Here is a 16,427-nt window from a genome sequence, read left to right on the forward strand (position 1 = left end):
CGCGCGCCACCTTCATTGAGCGCAACTTCCACGCCCTCCGGCTTTCGGGCTAAAGTCCGGCCTTTCCAGCTGCCTGGCCTCGCATCGTGCGTCTCTTCCGCCTCACCAAGATCGTTACCGTTGGCCTGCGCTTCGGCCTCGACCGCATGGTTCTCGACGCCGACAGCAGCGGCCGACTGGCGCGCATCTGGCAGATCCTGTTCTTTTGGCGCACTTTCCCCGAGCCGCGTGCGGTGCGGCTGCGCAAGGCACTCGAATCACTCGGACCGATCTTCGTCAAGTTCGGCCAGATGCTGTCGACCCGGCGCGACCTGCTGCCGCCCGACCTCGCCGACGAGCTCGCGCTGCTGCAGGACCGCGTCCCGCCCTTCCCCACCGCACAGGCACTGGACCTGCTCGAAGGTTTTTATGGCAAACCGATCGACGAGGTTTTCCGTGACTTTGAACGCACGCCGGTAGCCTCGGCCTCGGTCGCACAAGTGCATCTGGCGCGCCTGCCCGACGGCACCGAAGTTGCGGTCAAGGTGCTGCGCCCGGGCATCGATCGCGTCATCGAGCACGACCTGGCCCTGCTTGAAGCGGCGGCGATGCTGCTGGAGAAGATCTGGCCAGAAGGGCGCCGCCTGAAGCCGCGTGAAGTTGTCGCTGAATTCAACAAATACCTGCACGACGAACTCGATCTGATGCGCGAGGCCGCGAACTGCTCGCAATTGCGGCGCAACTTCAAGGACTCCGCGCTGCTGATCGTGCCCGAAGTGTATTGGGACTGGTGCGGCAGTCGCGTCATGGTCATGGAGCGCATGCACGGCGTGCCCATCTCGCAGACCCCGGCACTGCTCGCCCAGGGCAACGACCTCAAGGCGCTCTCACGCGAAGGGGTGGAGATCTTCTTCACCCAGGTGTTCCGCGACGGCTTCTTCCATGCCGACATGCACCCCGGCAATATTTTCGTGCACCGCGACGGACGCTACATCGCGCTCGACTTCGGCATCATGGGCACGCTCAACGAGGTGGACAAGAGCTACCTGGCGCAGAACTTTCTTGCCTTCTTCCAGCGCGACTACAAGCGCGTGGCGATGGCCCACATCGAGGCCGGCTGGGTGCCGGCAAAGACGCGCGTCGATGAGTTCGAGGCTGCGATCCGCACCGTGTGCGAACCCATCTTCGACAAACCGCTGAAGGACATCTCGTTCGGCAAGACGCTGCTGCGCCTGTTCCAGACCGCGCGCCGCTTCGAGATGGAAGTGCAGCCACAGCTGGTGCTGCTGCAGAAAACCCTGCTCAACATCGAAGGCCTGGGGCGCCAGCTCGACCCTGAACTCGACCTGTGGACGACGGCAAAACCTTTTCTCGAGCGCTGGATGGACGAGCGCATGGGCTGGCGCGCGCTCGTGCATGGGGTGAAGGCGGAAGCGCCAGCGTGGGCAAGCACCTTGCCGCAGCTGCCGCGCCTGGTCCATAACGCCCTCGCCGACGCGGGCAAACAGCGCACCCTGCACCAACAGCGGCTGGACAAGCTGGCCGCTGGTCAGCGCCTGCAGGGGCGCATGCTGGCCCTCATCGGCGTCATGGCTGCAGCGCTGCTGGGGCTGGAGCTCTACCGCCTGTTCGGCTGAACGTTTGGCAGCGCGCTGGCCTCCAAGCAGCGACAGGCGTGACCAGCCCCGCGCCAACGCGCAAACGGAGGTGTGCGATGACGATTTCCGCTGCTGCCGGCAATGCCCCCCGGGTTCACATCCTCGGCGCCGCCTGCGCCCTGGGCGCGCCGCATGCGGGCTCCGCGCACGCCCCGTCCGCCCTGCGCAGCGCACAGCTGATGCGCAGCCTCATCGCCGCCGGCGTCGACGCGCAGTGGGTCGACACCCTGCATCCCGTGGCCGACACGAATGATGCGTTCGACATGCGCACCCGCCTCGAACTCAATGGCGCCTTTGCTCGCACCCTGGCCAAGGCGGTGGCGGCCCTGCCAGCGGGCGTCTTGCCATTCGTGCTCGGCGGCGATCACGCGATCGCAAGCGGAACCTGGCGCGGCGTCGGGCGTCGGCTGGGGCACGCGCCCGGCCTGATCTGGATCGACGCCCACCTCGACAGCCACACCGCGCTCACCACCCACTCGGGCAACATCCACGGCATGCCCCTTGCCGCACTGTTGGGCGAGGGCGACCCCGCCCTGGCCGCCATTGCCGGGCCGACCCTGGACCCGCAACGCACCTGCGTCATCGGTGCACGCGCCTGGGAGGCAGAAGAGCACGCGCTGCTGCAGCGTCTCGGGGTGCGCGTGTTCGCCATGGATGAGGTGCGTGCGCGCGGCCTGGCGGCGGTGTTCTGCGACGCGCTGGACATCGTGCGCGCCGGCGCTCCGGGCTTCGGCCTCAGCCTCGATCTGGACGCGATCGAGCCCTCGACGCTGCCTGCCGTCACCTGCCCGGAGGTCGGTGGCATCGATCCAGCGGCATTGGTGGCGGCTTTGCGTCACCTGCGCGCCTGTGAAGACTTTGTCGCGCTCGAGCTCGTCGAGTACCGTCCCGACCTCGACCCCGAGGGCGACAGCGCGCACTGGATTGCCGCGTTCGCCGCCGCCGCCCTCGGCCCTCGACCCGAGCGTTGTAAAAGTGCAATGAAGCGCGCGCCATCCCTTTGCCAGCATTGAGCCTGGTGCGCCACTTCAGCGCAGCGTATTGCTAAACTCGCGCCTGCTTCCGCCAACCTCGCGCGCCTGGCTGCGCTTTAACGAAGGGCCTCATGATGCTGCTCTGGCTTGTCGTCGCCTACCTTGTCGTTTCCATCGGCGTCGGCCTGTACGCGGCGACCCGCGTGCACAACACGCGTGACTACATCACCGCAGGACGCAACCTGCCGATGATCGTGGTGCTGGCGATGGTGTTCGCCACCTGGTTCGGCGCCGAAACGGTGCTCGGCACTTCCGCCACCTTCCTCGAAGAAGGCTTCCGCGGCCTCATCTCCGATCCGCTGGGCGCGTCGGCGTGTCTGGTGCTGTTCGGCCTTGTTTTCGCCCGCCCGCTGTATCGCATGAACCTGCTCACGCTGGGCGATTACTTCCGCGTGCGCTACAACCGCACGACCGAACTGGTGCTGTCGATCTGCATCGTGCTGTCCTATCTGGGCTGGGTCGCAGCGCAGGTCACCGCGCTCGGCCTGGTGTTCAATGTGCTTTCCAACGACCTCGTGTCGATGAACCAGGGCATGCTGATCGGCGCCGCAGTGGTGCTCGTGTACACCTTGTTTGGCGGCATGTGGTCGGTGGCAATGACCACCTTCATGCAGATGATCGTGATCGTCATCGGCCTGATCTGGGTGACCTGGATCGCGGGCGACATGGCGGGCGGCTTCGAGACCGTGATCTCACAGGCGGCGGCCGAGGGCAAGCTCGCCTTCCTGCCCACACTGGACCTGATCGACATCATCGCCTGGATCGCCGCCTTCTCCACCATGGCGCTGGGCTCCATTCCGCAGCAGGACGTGTTTCAGCGCGTCAACTCGTCGAAAAACGAAACCATCGCGGTATGGGGCACGACCCTGGGCGGCATGAGCTACTTCTTCTTTGCCGCGGTGCCGCTGTTTCTCGCCTATACCGCCAACATCATCGACCCGGACATGGTCGCGCGCCTGATGGAGCAGGACTCCCAGCTCATCCTGCCCACGCTGATCCTGCAGTACATGCCTTTCTACGCGCAGGTGATCTTCTTCGGCGCCCTGCTGTCGGTGATCATGAGTACCGCCTCGGGCACCTTGCTGGCCCCGTCGGTGACGTTTTCCGAGAACGTGTTGCGCGGCTTCATCCCGGGCATGAGCGACCGCAGCCTGTTGCTCAGCACCCGCATCACCGTGGTCGTCTTTACCGTGCTTGTGACCTGGTACGCCACCAGCTCCGGCTCATCCATCCACGAAATGGTCGAGAACGCCTACCGCATCACCCTCGCCGGCGCCTTCGTGCCGCTGGCGGCAGGCCTGTTCTGGAAGCGCGCCAACAACCTGGGCGCGGCCCTGGCCATCGTGTGCGGCCTGGCGACCTGGATCCTGCTCGAGCTCTTCATCCCTGAAGGCGACATCGAACCCCAGCTCTACGGCCTGGCGGCGAGTGCGCTCGGCATGCTGGTGGGCGGGCTCGCCGGCAAGTCAGAACACCATCGCCCCCGCGCTGGTCACCATCACGCCGCCGCAGCCACCCATCACCACACGCGCTGAGCGCAGCACGGCAGGCAGTTCGGAAGCGCCCCCCACGCAAGGGCTTTGACGCGGGTCAAAGCACCTTTGCGGCCGGGGCACTATGGTTGCGGGGCTTTTTTGCCCAGGCTACACACCCCATGAATGCTTCCCAGATCGAGCTTGTGTGCCCGGCCGGCAGCCTGCCGGCCCTGAAGACCGCGATCGACCACGGCGCCGACTGTGTCTATCTCGGCTTCAAGGACGCCACCAACGCACGCAACTTCAGCGGACTGAATTTCGATCCGCCGCAGATGCGCGAAGGCATCGCCTACGCCCATGCGCGCGGCAAGAAGGTGCTGCTGGCTCTCAACACCTACCCGCAGACGGGGAACTGGGCAAGCTGGATTCAGGCCATCGACCGCGCCGCCGAGTTCGGCCTCGACGCCCTCATTCTGGCCGACCCCGGCTTGATGGCCTACGCAACGAAGACCCACCCGCAGCTGCGCCTGCACCTGTCGGTACAGGGCTCGGCCACCAGCTACGAGGCCATCAACTACTATCGCGAACGCTTCGGCATCCAGCGCGCCGTGCTGCCGCGCGTGCTGTCGATGGCGCAGGTCGAGAGCGTGATCGCCAACACCTCGGTCGAGATCGAGGTGTTCGGTTTTGGCGGCCTGTGCGTCATGGTCGAGGGCCGCTGCGCGCTCTCGGCCTACGCCACCGGAGAGTCGCCCAACTGCAACGGCGCCTGCTCACCCGGCAAGTTCGTGCGCTGGGAAGACACGCCGCGCGGCATGGAGACGCGCCTCAACGGCATCCTCATCGACCGCTTTGCGGAAGGCGAGCGCGCCGGCTATCCGACCCTGTGCAAGGGCCGCTTCGAGGTCAATGACGAGACCTACTACGCGCTCGAAGAACCCACCAGTCTAAACACGCTGGAGCTGCTGCCCGAGCTGGCGCGCATCGGCATTCGCGCAATCAAGATCGAAGGCCGCCAACGCAGCCCGGCTTACGTCGCCCAGGTCACCAAGGTGTGGCGTGCGGCGCTGGACAAGCTCAAGAGCGGCGGCGCCGACGCCTTCAGCGTGCTGCCGTCGTGGATGGCCGAGCTCAACAAGGTTTCCGAGGGCCAGAGCCACACCCTGGGCGCCTACTATCGGCCGTGGAAATGAGCGCAGCGTCCGCCCTGCGCGCCCAACAGCAATGAGAATGATTCGATGAAACTCGCCCTCGGCCCCCTGCTCTACTACTGGCCGCGCCAGAGCGTGCTGGATTTCTACGCCGGCATCGCCGAAAGCAGCGTCAACAGCGTCTACCTGGGCGAGACCGTCTGCTCGCGCCGCCACGAACTGCGCCTGGAGGACTGGCTTGAAGTGGGCGCGGTGCTCGCCGCCGCCGGCAAGGAGGTGGTGATGAGCAGCCAGGGCCTGATCGAATCCGAATCCGACCTCAAGGTGCTGCGCCGCATCGTGCGCCAGGCAGCGACAGGGCAACCGGGCTTTCGGGTCGAAGCCAACGACATGGGTGCCGTGCGCCTGCTGGGCGCAGCCGGAATCACGAACTGGGTCGCCGGTCCGACGCTGAACATCTTCAACCCCGCCACCTTGCAGTTGATGATGGACGCCGGCGCCACACGCTGGGCGGTTGCGCCCGAAATGTCCGGCGCTGCACTCGCCGAAGTGCGCGCTGCGCTCGCAGCGCCGATCGAAACCGAGGTCTTCGCCTACGGCCGCCTGCCACTGGCGCACTCGGCGCGCTGCTTTACCGCCCGCCACTTCAACCTGCAAAAGGACAGCTGCGAGTTCCGCTGTCTGTCGATCATGGACGGCATCGCCCTGAGCACGCGCGAAGGCGAGCCTTTCCTCACCCTCAACGGCGTGCAGACCCAGTCTGCGCGCGTACACAACCTGCTCGGCGATCTGCCCACCGTCATGCCGCATGCCGAAGTGCTGCGCATCAGCCCGCAGGGCTCCCACACGCCCGCCATCATCGAGCTCTTCCGCAAGGTCGTGGACGGCGACCTGAGCCCCTCGGCCGCACTCGACGCCAGCCGCGAGCTGATGGTGGAGGCGCCCTGCAACGGCTTCTGGCACGGCCGCGCCGGCGTCGAGCAGTACATCGCCGCCTGAACCCGCGCGCGCCACTCCTCCCCTTCGCCGAACCCTCAGGAATCCACCATGCCGGCACTCCCCCCTTTGCCCTCCCTGCCGCGCCCCCCGATGCTGGCTGAGCTCCTGCCCGGTAGCCTGCGTCAGCGCATGACTGAACAGCTTTCGGGTCTGCGCATTCCCGCCTTCACCGTACCCGCGCCGGTCGCGAAGCTGGTTTCACGCTTGCCCCAGCAGCCGCCCACACGCTTGTTGACCCTGGCGCTGAACCTCGCCCTCGATCGCATCCTGCCGCGCGACACGCTGGCGCCGCTCAGCGGCCGCCACCTGCAGATGCGGGTGCTCGACGCCGGCCTGACACTGGACTTCAGCCTTGCCGAAAAGGGCTTTCACCGCTTCACATCGGACCAGCCCCAAAAACCCGATCTCGTCATCTCTGCCACCACGCGCGACTTCATCGCCCTGGCGCTGCGCGAAGAGGACCCCGACACGCTGTTCTTCAGCCGCCGGCTGCGCATGGAAGGCGACACCGACCTCGGCTTGCTGGTGAAGAACACCCTGGATGCGGTTGACTGGGACGCCTTGAAGACCCGGCTGAGCGGCCGCCGCAGCTGAGCGCGAGCGGCGCCGGCGACGGGAGCGAGCGGCGCCGGCGCGCGCAGCACTGGCGAGCTCGCACCGACGCCCGGGCGCGGCATCTGCGTTAAGCTTGTTGCCCCGCTTCAACGGCGCGCTGTCGCCCGACGCATCATGTCTTCCGCTTCCCCTGGCGCGGCCGTTTCCGAATTCGATCTGATCCGGCGCCATTTCACCCGCAGCACGACACACACCGAGCTCGCCATCGGCGACGATGCCGCCCTCGTCCGCGCACGGCCGGGGATGCAGCTGGCGGTGTCGACCGACATGCTGGTGTGCGGCACCCACTTTCTCGCCGACACCGACCCCGAAGATCTGGGCTGGAAGACGCTGGCGGTGAATGTCTCCGACCTTGCCGCGATGGGCGCCGAGCCGCGCTGGGCTTTTCTCGCCCTGGCCCTGCCCGCGGTCGATGAGGCCTGGATCGAGGCCTTCGCCCGCGGCCTGTTTGCCTGCGCCGACGCCTTTGGGGTGGACCTCGCCGGTGGGGACACCACGCGCGGGCCGCTCAACCTTGCCCTCACCATCATCGGTGAAGTGCCACAGGGCGAGGCGATCACGCGCGCCGGCGCCCGCACCGGCGAGGATCTGTGGGTATCCGGCCAGCCCGGGCGGGCTGCGCTCGGACTGGCGGCGCTGCGCGCCGAGCTCAGCCTGAACGCCGCCGCCCGGCATGAATGTCTCGCGGCACTGCAACGGCCACAGCCACGCAGCGCGCTCGGGCAGGCCTTGCGTGGGCTGGCCAGCGCAATGCTCGACGTCTCCGATGGCCTGCTCGGTGATCTGGCTCACATTCTCGAGCGCTCCCACGTCGGCGCAGTCCTTGACGCGCCCAGCCTGCCGCTGGCCGCGCTGCTCGCCACCGGAGCCCCGCCAGGCAGCGCACGACACTGCCTGCTGAGTGGCGGCGACGATTACGAGCTGCTATTCACCGCAGCACCCGGTGCGCGGGCGACGCTGGGCGCGCTCGGCGCACGGCTCGGTGTGGCGCTACACCGCATCGGCTTCATCACCGCCCAGGCCGGCGAGATCATGCTGCATGAGGCAGATGGCCAGCGCGTGAGCCTGGCGGCAGCGGGCTACGATCATTTCGCGCGCAAGCCTGCACCCAGCTGAGCACCACCCCGCCTTCCGCCACCGACCACCACACCGGATCGACCCCATGCGCCCGACGCCACGCCTGCTGCTGAGCCATCCTGCCCATTTCCTGTCACTTGGCTTCGGCGCCGGGCTCTCGCCCTGGGCGCCCGGCACCGCGGGCACACTGCTGGCGTGGGCACTGTATCCGCTGCTGCGCACACCGCTGTCGGAGTTCGTCTTCTTCGCCATGCTCGTCAGTTTCTTCCTCGCCGGCGTGCTCGCCACCGAGCGCACCGGCCAGGCCCTGGGCGTAGCCGACCACGGCGCCATCGTGTGGGACGAGATCATCGCCACCTGGCTGGTACTGGCCTTCACCCCGCCAAGCTTGCTGTGGCAGGCCGTCGCCGTCGCCCTCTTCCGCCTCTTCGACATCGTCAAGCCGCCCCCGGTGAGCTGGGCGGATCGCCGCTTCAAGGGCGGCTTCGGCGTGATGTTCGACGACATCGTCGCCGCAGGCTACGCCCTGCTCGCGCTGGCAATCTTCGTCAATGTTTTTGGCATATGATGGAAGCCGCATGGAGATGGCAATGGACGCAGAACTGAACGCACTTTCGCGCGCTGTCGGCGAAGCGCTGACAGCGCGCGGCTGGATGCTGGTCACCGCCGAATCCTGCACCGGAGGGTGGGTTGCCGAGGCCGTCACCGCCATCAGCGGCAGTTCGGCGTGGTTCGACCGCGGCTTCGTCACCTACTCGAACTCCGCCAAGGTCGACATGCTCGGCGTGTCCCCCGCGACCCTCGCCACCGCGGGCGCCGTCAGCGAGGCCACCGTTGCCGAGATGGCACAAGGCGCGCTCGAACACAGCACCGCGCAGCTCGCGGTTGCGGTATCGGGCGTCGCCGGCCCCGGCGGCGGCACCCTCGCCAAGCCTGTGGGCATGGTGTGCCTGGCCTGGGCCCGGCGCGGCCAGCCCATCCGCGTACGCACGCTGCAACTCCCCGGCGACCGGGCTGCAGTGCGGCGCCAGAGCGTCATCCATGCGCTGCGCGGGCTCATCGAGCTCGCAAGCACAGCGCCTGCCTGAAACTCCTCTTACTCCTCTTCGTTTCGATTGCTGTATTTATATTCAGCTCTTAAACTGTCAGCGCCCGCTTCACGAAAACATCACAGCAAGCTCTGTGCCATAATTCGACAATCATTCAGGAACGACTTTCATGGACGACAACAAGGCCAAGGCGCTCGCTGCCGCGCTCTCGCAGATCGAAAAACAGTTCGGCAAGGGGTCGGTCATGCGCATGGGCGACGGCAACGTCGAACGCGACATCCAGACCGTGTCCACCGGCTCGCTCGGGCTGGACATCGCCCTGGGTCTGGGCGGCCTGCCGCGCGGCCGGGTGGTCGAGATCTACGGCCCGGAATCGTCCGGCAAGACCACGCTGACGCTGCAGATCATCGCCGAGATGCAGAAGATCGGTGGCACCGCCGCCTTCATCGACGCCGAGCACGCGCTCGACGTCGGCTACGCGGAGAAGCTCGGCGTCAATATCGACAACCTGCTCATCTCGCAGCCCGACACGGGCGAACAAGCGCTTGAAATCACCGACATGCTGGTACGCTCGGGTGGTGTCGATGTGGTGGTGATCGACTCGGTCGCGGCGCTGACGCCAAAGGCGGAAATCGAGGGCGAGATGGGTGACCAGTTGCCCGGTCTGCAGGCACGTCTGATGTCACAGGCCTTGCGCAAGCTCACCGCCAACATCAAGCGCACCAATACTCTGGTGATCTTCATCAACCAGATCCGCATGAAGATCGGCGTCATGTTCGGCAGCCCGGAGACCACGACCGGCGGCAATGCCCTGAAATTCTACTCGTCGGTACGCATGGACATTCGCCGCACCGGCACCATCAAGCGGGGCGACGAAGTGGTCGGCTCGGAAACCCGGGTCAAGGTCGTCAAGAACAAGGTGGCGCCACCCTTCAAGGAAGCGCATTTCGACATCCTCTACGGCGAAGGCATCTCGCGTGAGGGCGAGATCATTGACCTCGGCGTTGCCCACAAGATCGTCGACAAGTCGGGCGCATGGTATGCCTACAGTGGCGACAAGATCGGCCAGGGCAAGGACAATTCGCGCGAGTTCCTGCGCAACAATCCAGCGCTTGCACGTGAGATCGAGAACAAGGTTCGGGTCACCGTTGGTCTGCCCGAAATGGCCCCCGGCGCAGCCGCGCCCGCCACAGCCTCCGCGACTGAAGCCTGAGGTCAGACAGGTGGGCGGCAATGGCTGAAACAACGCTGCGCGAACGCGCACTCCGCCACCTGGCACGCCGCGATCACTCACGTGCCGAGTTGGCGCGCAAGCTTGCAGCCCACGGCAGTGCTGACGAGATCGAGGCCGTGATCGCACGCATGGGTGAACTCGGCCTGCAATCCGATACGCGTTACGCCGAAGCCTTCGTGCGTGTCAAGGCGACGCGCTTCGGGGCCGCCCGCCTGCGCAATGAACTCAGCCGTCGCGGCGTCGAGCGCGAATTGATCGATGAGGCCATCGCTGGCGAATGCAGCACCCCCGAGATCGAACGCGCACGCACGGTGTTGCACAGCCGTTTTCCCGCGCCTCCCACCGACGCCCGCGAATGGGCGCGGCAGGCCCGTTTTCTACAAACCCGCGGTTTTGCGTCCGACCTGATCCGCAAGCTGCTTAAAGAGCCTTACGATGAGTCTGCTTAAGGTCGCCGGCCTGCAAAAGCGCTACAAGGCGCGCACCGTGGTGCACGATGTCGACTTTGAGGTCGGCTCGGGCGAGGTCGTCGGTCTGCTGGGCCCAAACGGTGCGGGCAAGACCACCTGTTTTTACATGATCGTCGGCCTCGTCAGCGCCGATGGCGGCCAGATCAGCCTGGACGGCAAGGACCTCACCCACTTGCCGATTCACGCCCGCGCACGCCTGGGGCTGTCCTACCTGCCGCAGGAAATGAGCGTGTTTCGCAAGCTCACCGTGGCGCAGAACATCCGTGCGGTGCTTGAACTTCAGGGCCTGGAAACGCGTGCGGTCGATGAGCGCCTGGAGGAGTTGATGGCGGAACTCGGCATCAGCCACCTGCGCGACAACACTGCAATTTCGCTCTCTGGCGGCGAACGTCGGCGCTGCGAGATTGCACGCGCACTGGCCACCAGTCCGCGCCTGATCCTGCTTGACGAGCCCTTTGCCGGCGTCGACCCGATTGCAGTGCTCGACATCCAGAAGATCATCCGCTTTCTCAAGGAACGTGGCATCGGCGTCCTGATCACCGACCACAACGTGCGCGAGACCCTGGGCATCTGCGACCGCGCCTACATCCTCAGCGAGGGCCGTGTGCTTGCCAGCGGCCATCCAGCCGAGATCATCGCCAACGACAGAGTCCGCGAGGTCTATCTCGGGGAGCATTTCCGCCTCTAGGTCCAGGATGAAGCCCAGTCTCCAGCTCAAGCTCTCGCAGCACCTCACCCTGACCCCGCAGTTGCAACAGTCAATCAAGCTGCTGCAACTGTCTACGCTGGAGTTGAATCAGGAGATCGAACGTTTTCTGCTCGACAACCCGATGCTGGAGCGCGACGAACAAGATGACTTCGTGGCGCAACCCGGCCTCGCCACCAGTGCGTCCCCAGCCGAGCGCGAACGCGAGCAGGCACAGGAGCGTGCGACCAGCGACGAAGACGAGGTCCGACAAGGCAGCGAGCGTGACGAGGAGGGCATCGACTGGTCCAATGTCGGCACCGGAGCATCTGCGAAGCGTGACGATGACGACGACGACTTCCAGGAGTTTCAGGCCGCCGAACTGTCCTTGCGCGAGCATCTCGACCAGCAGGTTGCGCTCTCGCCACTGAACGATCGCGACCGCGCCCTGGTGCGCTTCATCATCGAGGCCATCGACGACGACGGCTACCTGTACCAGCCGCTGGAAGAGTTGCTTGAGCTGTTGCCACCCGAGTTCGCGATCGATCTCGATGAGCTCTCGATTGCCTTGCACCACGTGCAGAGCCTTGACCCCGCAGGCGTCGGCGCACGCACGCCACAGGAATGCCTTTCGCTGCAGCTGCGCGCAAGACCGGAAAGCTCGATCCAGATGCTGGCCCTTGAAATCGTCGACCAACACCTGGATTTGCTCGCCGAACGCAACTTCGTCCGCCTGAAAAAGCTCACCGGCTGCAACGACGAGGACCTGCGCGCCACCCACACCCTGATCTGCAGCCTCGACCCCCACCCGGGCTCACGCCACGCAGCATCGGACACGCGCTACGTGCTGCCCGATGTCATCGTGCGCAAGACGCGTGGCCTCTGGACCGTGAACCTCAACCAGGAGGCCATGCCCAGGCTGCGGGTAAATAGTCTGTACGCCAGTCTGCTGCAGCAGAATCGAGGCCAGACAGGCGGTCTCAGTGGTCAACTGCAGGAGGCACGCTGGCTGATCAAGAACGTGCAGCAGCGCTTTGACACCATTTTGCGCGTGTCGCAGGCCATTGTTGACCAGCAGAGGCAGTTCTTCGATCATGGGGACGTGGCAATGCGGCCGCTCACCCTGCGCGAGATTGCGGATCAGCTCGAACTGCACGAATCGACGGTGTCTCGCGTCACCACACAGAAGTACATGGCCACCCCACGCGGGGTGTTCGAACTCAAGTATTTCTTCGGCAGTCACGTTTCCACCGATACTGGCGGAGCGGCTTCTTCCACGGCGATTCGCGCGCTGATTCGCCAGCTGGTCGAGGCTGAGGACGGGAAAAAACCCCTTTCCGACGCAAAGATTGCAGAAGTTTTGGGCCAGCAGGGTATCGTGGTCGCACGTCGCACGATCGCGAAGTACCGCGAATCACTGAATATCCCGCCGGTCAGTCTGCGCAAATCGATCTGACAACAACAGGAGTTACCATGAATCTCAACATCACCGGGCGCCACGTCGAAGTCACCCCGGCCATTCGTGACTACTTGAGCTCGAAACTCGACCGCGTCATTCGCCACTTCGACAATGTCACCAGCGTCACGGTGACGCTCTCGGTTGAAAAGCTCAAGCAAAAGGTCGATGTCACGCTGCACGTGCGCGGCAAGGACATCTTCGTCGAGAGCGAGGACGCCGACCTGTATGCCGCGATTGACGCGATGACCGACAAGCTCGACCGCCAGGTGCAGAAGTACAAGCAGAAGCTGACCGACCACAACCACGAATCAGTGAAGCACCAGGCTCCGCCGGAGGTCTGATCGCCTGCTTGCGGTTTTATATCCGGGGTGTGGGTATAATGCGCGCGTTTTTAAGACGCGGCTTCAACGCATCCCGGTCCGTCCCTCCGCCCAGCGTGGCGCCAGCGGTAGCGGCGTTGCGCAAGCTCTACTGCGAATGAGCCTGATACCTCAACTCCTGCCACTTACCAACGTGGTGGTCGATCTCGATGCCAGCAGCAAGAAGCGCGTTTTCGAACAGGCCGGCCTGCTGTTCGAGAACAATCAGGGCATCGCCCGCAGCTTGGTGTTCGACAGCCTGTTCGCCCGCGAACGTCTCGGCTCCACTGGCCTCGGCCAGGGAATCGCCATCCCGCACGGTCGCATCAAGGGCCTCAAGGACGCAGCGGGCGCCTTTCTGCGCCTGGCGACACCGGTGCAGTTCGATGCGCCCGACGGACGACCGGTCAACCTCCTGTTCGTGCTCCTCGTTCCCGAGCAAGCCAACGAAACCCATCTTCAGCTCCTCTCCGAACTGGCGCAGATGTTCAGCGATCGCACTTTCCGCGAAGAGTTGCTGCACGCCCCGGACGCCGCACATATCCACCAGATGTTCATGAACTGGGGTAGTGATGCGACAAACCAGCGTCGCGCGGCTGTTTGAGACCGAACGCGGGCATCTTGAGCTCACCCATGTCAGCGGTCGACTGGATGCGACGCTGTCGGTTGCTGAAGAGCGCATCTGGCCTGCCGACCTCATCGGCCACCTGAACCTGATTCACCCCACCCGCTTGCAGATCATCGGCGCTGCAGAGCTGGCCTGGGCTCAGCGCCAGTCGACCGACAAGGTCACCCACCACCTCAATGAAATCCTCTCCTGCCAGCCCCCGGCGATCATTCTTGCCGACGGCTGTGCAGTGTCGAACGTCATCCGCGCAGCCTGCGAAGCCTACGATGTTGCGCTGTTCACCACGCCACAGGCGGCAGCGGGCGTCATCGATCAGTTGCGCCTCTACCTGTCGCGGGAGCTGGCCGAAAAAGCCTCGCTGCACGGCGTGTTCATGGACGTGCTGGGTGTCGGCGTACTGATCACCGGTGACTCCGGCGCAGGAAAATCAGAGCTTGCGCTCGAACTCATCTCGCGCGGCCACGGCCTGGTCGCGGACGATATCGTCGAATTCTCGCGCATCGCGCCCACCGTGCTCGAAGGCCGCTGCCCCCCCATGCTGCAGGACTTCATCGAAGTCCGCGGCCTTGGCATCCTCAACATCCGCACCATCTTTGGTGAGACCGCCTGCCGCAGGAAGATGCGCCTGCGCCTGGTCTGCCACCTCGAGCGCCGCCAGCCCGGCGCCGGCGACCCCAGTCGCCTGCCATTGCAGCAGGAAGTGAAGGACATTCTCGGCGTCAACATTGCTCGCGTCGTGCTGCCAGTGGCGGCAGGCCGCAACCTCGCGGTGCTGCTCGAGGCCGCCGTGCGCTCGACCATCCTGCAATTGCGTGGGGTGGATGCGATGCAGGAATTCATCAAGCGCCAGATGCAGGCGATGGACAGCCAGTCCGACGAGGGCACGGGCTGAGCACTACAGCCGCCCCGGGCGGGGCTGGCGCAGCGCGCACAAAGGCGCTATTGCGGCAGCGCCGCATCGGCTGCTACCCTCGTCGACTTTGTTGCTTCGGCACGAGCCCCTACGCGAGCCCTCATGAACGCCCCCACGGATTATCTCGAGCGCATCCTGAATGCCCAGGTGTATGACGTTGCGGTCGAAACCCCACTCGACCTCGCCACCAATCTGTCTGCACGCATGCACAACCGCATCTACTTCAAGCGCGAGGACATGCAGCCGGTGTTCAGCTTCAAGATCCGCGGCGCGTACAACAAGATGGCCAAGCTCTCCCCGCAGGCGCTGAAGCGCGGCGTCATCTGTGCCTCGGCCGGCAACCATGCACAGGGGGTCGCCTTGTCAGCGGCGAAGCTGGGCGTGCGCGCGGTGATCGTGATGCCCAGCACCACCCCGCAGATCAAGATCGACGCGGTGAAGGCGCGTGGTGGCGAGGTCGTGCTCGTGGGCGAGTCCTACTCGGACGCCTACGCCCACGCGCTCGAACTGGAAAAGACCGAAAAGCTCACCTTCGTCCATCCTTTTGACGACCCGGACGTCATCGCCGGCCAGGGCACGGTGGGAATGGAGATCCTGCGCGCCCATCCGCAGCCCATCCATGCCGTGTTCTGCTGCGTGGGCGGAGGCGGACTGATCGCCGGCGTCGCGGCCTACATCAAGCGCTTGCGCCCGGAAACGAAGATCATCGGCGTGGAAGCCGTCGGCGCCGACGCGATGACACAATCGCTCGCTGCCGGCGAACGCATCACGCTCGAGCAGGTCGGCCTGTTCGCCGACGGCGCGGCGGTCAAGCAGGTGGGCGAAGAGAACTTCCGCCTGTGCCAGCAGTACGTGGACGAGATGATCCTCGTCGATAACGACGCCATCTGCGCCGCGATCAAGGACGTGTTCGAGGACACGCGCTCCATCCTCGAGCCGGCGGGTGCGCTCGCGATTGCCGGCGCCAAGGAATACGTCAGACGCCACAAGCTGCGCGACAAGAGCCTGGTGGCCGTTGCATCGGGCGCGAACATGAACTTCGACCGCCTGCGCTTCGTGGCCGAGCGCGCCGAACTCGGCGAACAGCGCGAGGCCTTGCTGGCAGTGACGATTCCCGAGAAGCCCGGCTCATTCCGCAAGTTCATCAATGTGCTGGGCAAGCGCAGCATCACCGAGTTCAACTATCGCTACGCCGACGCCGAGCGCGCCCACATCTTTGTCGGCGTCAGCGTGCACAATCGCAGCGAGGCCGGTCGCCTGGTGGAAATGCTCGAACGCCACGACCTGCCGGCGCTCGACCTCACCGACAATGAGCTGGCCAAGATGCACATCCGCTACATGGTCGGCGGCCGCTCACCGCAGGCTGAAAACGAAGTCATTTACCGCTTCGTGTTCCCCGAGCGCCCGGGCGCGCTGGCGAATTTTCTCTCCAAGCTGCATTCGGACTGGAACATCTCGCTCTTCCACTATCGCAATCACGGCTCGGATTATGGACGCGTGCTGGTCGGCATGCAGGTTCCCGCCGACGACGCAGCGGCGTTCGCGGACTTTCTCGAACGCGTCGGCTATCAGTACGCAGCCGAGACCGACAACCCGGCCTACCGCCTGTTCCTTGCCGCCTGAGCGACAAAAGCTCAGGCAC

General features: G+C 65.2%; 17 protein-coding genes. All 17 read left to right on the forward strand.

Features of this window, described 5'->3' with window-relative positions; translation table 11 throughout:
* The first annotated feature begins 86 nt into the window (after positions 1-86).
* The 17 genes from ubiB to ilvA all read left to right on the forward strand — a co-directional run bounded on the left by ubiB (position 87) and on the right by ilvA (position 16,408).
* Positions 87-1,616 carry a ubiquinone biosynthesis regulatory protein kinase UbiB gene (ubiB, locus tag M622_RS21350; RefSeq protein WP_021247575.1) on the forward strand — a complete coding sequence of 510 codons (1,530 nt, stop codon included), beginning with the start codon at positions 87-89 and terminating at the stop codon, positions 1,614-1,616.
* A 77-nt stretch (positions 1,617-1,693) separates the two neighbouring features.
* Positions 1,694-2,650 carry an arginase gene (locus M622_RS21355; protein ID WP_021247576.1) on the forward strand — a complete coding sequence of 319 codons (957 nt, stop codon included), beginning with the start codon at positions 1,694-1,696 and terminating at the stop codon, positions 2,648-2,650.
* Between the two features lie 95 nt (positions 2,651-2,745).
* Positions 2,746-4,206 (forward strand): high affinity choline transporter 1, encoded by a 1,461-nt coding sequence (locus tag M622_RS21360; protein ID WP_031346016.1) that lies wholly within the window; start codon positions 2,746-2,748, stop codon positions 4,204-4,206.
* 119 nt (positions 4,207-4,325) lie between these two features.
* Positions 4,326-5,339, forward strand: a complete 1,014-nt coding sequence (ubiU, locus tag M622_RS21365) for a ubiquinone anaerobic biosynthesis protein UbiU (protein WP_021247578.1) — start codon at positions 4,326-4,328, stop codon at positions 5,337-5,339.
* Between the two features lie 45 nt (positions 5,340-5,384).
* The gene (locus M622_RS21370; RefSeq protein ID WP_021247579.1) at positions 5,385-6,296 is read left to right on the forward strand and encodes a U32 family peptidase; all 912 of its coding nucleotides are present in this window, start codon (positions 5,385-5,387) and stop codon (positions 6,294-6,296) included.
* 48 nt (positions 6,297-6,344) lie between these two features.
* Positions 6,345-6,890: a ubiquinone anaerobic biosynthesis accessory factor UbiT gene (ubiT, locus tag M622_RS21375; RefSeq protein ID WP_021247580.1), complete on the forward strand. Its 546-nt coding sequence runs from the start codon at positions 6,345-6,347 to the stop codon at positions 6,888-6,890.
* A 135-nt stretch (positions 6,891-7,025) separates the two neighbouring features.
* Positions 7,026-8,027 carry a thiamine-phosphate kinase gene (gene thiL, locus M622_RS21380; RefSeq protein WP_021247581.1) on the forward strand — a complete coding sequence of 334 codons (1,002 nt, stop codon included), beginning with the start codon at positions 7,026-7,028 and terminating at the stop codon, positions 8,025-8,027.
* A 46-nt stretch (positions 8,028-8,073) separates the two neighbouring features.
* The gene (locus M622_RS21385; protein WP_021247582.1) at positions 8,074-8,556 is read left to right on the forward strand and encodes a phosphatidylglycerophosphatase A family protein; all 483 of its coding nucleotides are present in this window, start codon (positions 8,074-8,076) and stop codon (positions 8,554-8,556) included.
* Positions 8,557-8,578: 22 nt separating this feature from the next.
* Positions 8,579-9,076, forward strand: a complete 498-nt coding sequence (locus tag M622_RS21390; RefSeq protein ID WP_031346018.1) for a CinA family protein — start codon at positions 8,579-8,581, stop codon at positions 9,074-9,076.
* A 130-nt stretch (positions 9,077-9,206) separates the two neighbouring features.
* Positions 9,207-10,250 carry a recombinase RecA gene (recA, locus tag M622_RS21395; protein ID WP_021247584.1) on the forward strand — a complete coding sequence of 348 codons (1,044 nt, stop codon included), beginning with the start codon at positions 9,207-9,209 and terminating at the stop codon, positions 10,248-10,250.
* 20 nt (positions 10,251-10,270) lie between these two features.
* Positions 10,271-10,720: a recombination regulator RecX gene (gene recX / locus M622_RS21400; protein ID WP_021247585.1), complete on the forward strand. Its 450-nt coding sequence runs from the start codon at positions 10,271-10,273 to the stop codon at positions 10,718-10,720.
* Positions 10,707-11,429, forward strand: coding sequence for an LPS export ABC transporter ATP-binding protein (gene lptB / locus M622_RS21405; protein WP_021247586.1), 723 nt, complete (start codon positions 10,707-10,709; stop codon positions 11,427-11,429). Before recX ends, lptB begins: the two co-directional genes overlap by 14 nt.
* A gap of 7 nt (positions 11,430-11,436) precedes the next feature.
* Entirely contained in the window at positions 11,437-12,882 is a 1,446-nt protein-coding gene (locus M622_RS21410; RefSeq protein ID WP_021247587.1) for an RNA polymerase factor sigma-54, read from the forward strand.
* 17 nt (positions 12,883-12,899) lie between these two features.
* Entirely contained in the window at positions 12,900-13,226 is a 327-nt protein-coding gene (hpf, locus tag M622_RS21415; RefSeq protein ID WP_021247588.1) for a ribosome hibernation-promoting factor, HPF/YfiA family, read from the forward strand.
* A 136-nt stretch (positions 13,227-13,362) separates the two neighbouring features.
* Positions 13,363-13,848: a PTS IIA-like nitrogen regulatory protein PtsN gene (ptsN, locus tag M622_RS21420; RefSeq protein ID WP_031346019.1), complete on the forward strand. Its 486-nt coding sequence runs from the start codon at positions 13,363-13,365 to the stop codon at positions 13,846-13,848.
* Positions 13,817-14,764 (forward strand): HPr(Ser) kinase/phosphatase, encoded by a 948-nt coding sequence (gene hprK / locus M622_RS21425; protein WP_021247590.1) that lies wholly within the window; start codon positions 13,817-13,819, stop codon positions 14,762-14,764. Before ptsN ends, hprK begins: the two co-directional genes overlap by 32 nt.
* A 123-nt stretch (positions 14,765-14,887) precedes the next feature.
* Positions 14,888-16,408, forward strand: a complete 1,521-nt coding sequence (gene ilvA, locus M622_RS21430) for a threonine ammonia-lyase, biosynthetic (RefSeq protein WP_021247591.1) — start codon at positions 14,888-14,890, stop codon at positions 16,406-16,408.
* The last annotated feature ends 19 nt before the right edge of the window (positions 16,409-16,427 follow it).

It is taken from the genome of Thauera terpenica 58Eu, from assembly GCF_000443165.1.
GTDB classification, from domain to species: Bacteria; Pseudomonadota; Gammaproteobacteria; order Burkholderiales; family Rhodocyclaceae; genus Thauera; species Thauera terpenica.

Bases quoted from the DNA above. Each gene is read 5' to 3' on its own strand.
- M622_RS21355 (WP_021247576.1), top strand. From the start codon at position 1,694: ATGACGATTTCCGCTGCTGCCGGCAATGCCCCCCGGGTTCACATCCTC.
- M622_RS21360 (WP_031346016.1), top strand. From the start codon at position 2,746: ATGCTGCTCTGGCTTGTCGTCGCCTACCTTGTCGTTTCCATCGGCGTC.
- ubiU (WP_021247578.1), top strand. From the start codon at position 4,326: ATGAATGCTTCCCAGATCGAGCTTGTGTGCCCGGCCGGCAGCCTGCCG.
- M622_RS21370 (WP_021247579.1), top strand. From the start codon at position 5,385: ATGAAACTCGCCCTCGGCCCCCTGCTCTACTACTGGCCGCGCCAGAGC.
- ubiT (WP_021247580.1), top strand. From the start codon at position 6,345: ATGCCGGCACTCCCCCCTTTGCCCTCCCTGCCGCGCCCCCCGATGCTG.
- thiL (WP_021247581.1), top strand. From the start codon at position 7,026: ATGTCTTCCGCTTCCCCTGGCGCGGCCGTTTCCGAATTCGATCTGATC.
- M622_RS21385 (WP_021247582.1), top strand. From the start codon at position 8,074: ATGCGCCCGACGCCACGCCTGCTGCTGAGCCATCCTGCCCATTTCCTG.
- M622_RS21390 (WP_031346018.1), top strand. From the start codon at position 8,579: ATGGACGCAGAACTGAACGCACTTTCGCGCGCTGTCGGCGAAGCGCTG.
- recA (WP_021247584.1), top strand. From the start codon at position 9,207: ATGGACGACAACAAGGCCAAGGCGCTCGCTGCCGCGCTCTCGCAGATC.
- recX (WP_021247585.1), top strand. From the start codon at position 10,271: ATGGCTGAAACAACGCTGCGCGAACGCGCACTCCGCCACCTGGCACGC.
- lptB (WP_021247586.1), top strand. From the start codon at position 10,707: ATGAGTCTGCTTAAGGTCGCCGGCCTGCAAAAGCGCTACAAGGCGCGC.
- M622_RS21410 (WP_021247587.1), top strand. From the start codon at position 11,437: ATGAAGCCCAGTCTCCAGCTCAAGCTCTCGCAGCACCTCACCCTGACC.
- hpf (WP_021247588.1), top strand. From the start codon at position 12,900: ATGAATCTCAACATCACCGGGCGCCACGTCGAAGTCACCCCGGCCATT.
- ptsN (WP_031346019.1), top strand. From the start codon at position 13,363: ATGAGCCTGATACCTCAACTCCTGCCACTTACCAACGTGGTGGTCGAT.
- hprK (WP_021247590.1), top strand. From the start codon at position 13,817: ATGCGACAAACCAGCGTCGCGCGGCTGTTTGAGACCGAACGCGGGCAT.
- ilvA (WP_021247591.1), top strand. From the start codon at position 14,888: ATGAACGCCCCCACGGATTATCTCGAGCGCATCCTGAATGCCCAGGTG.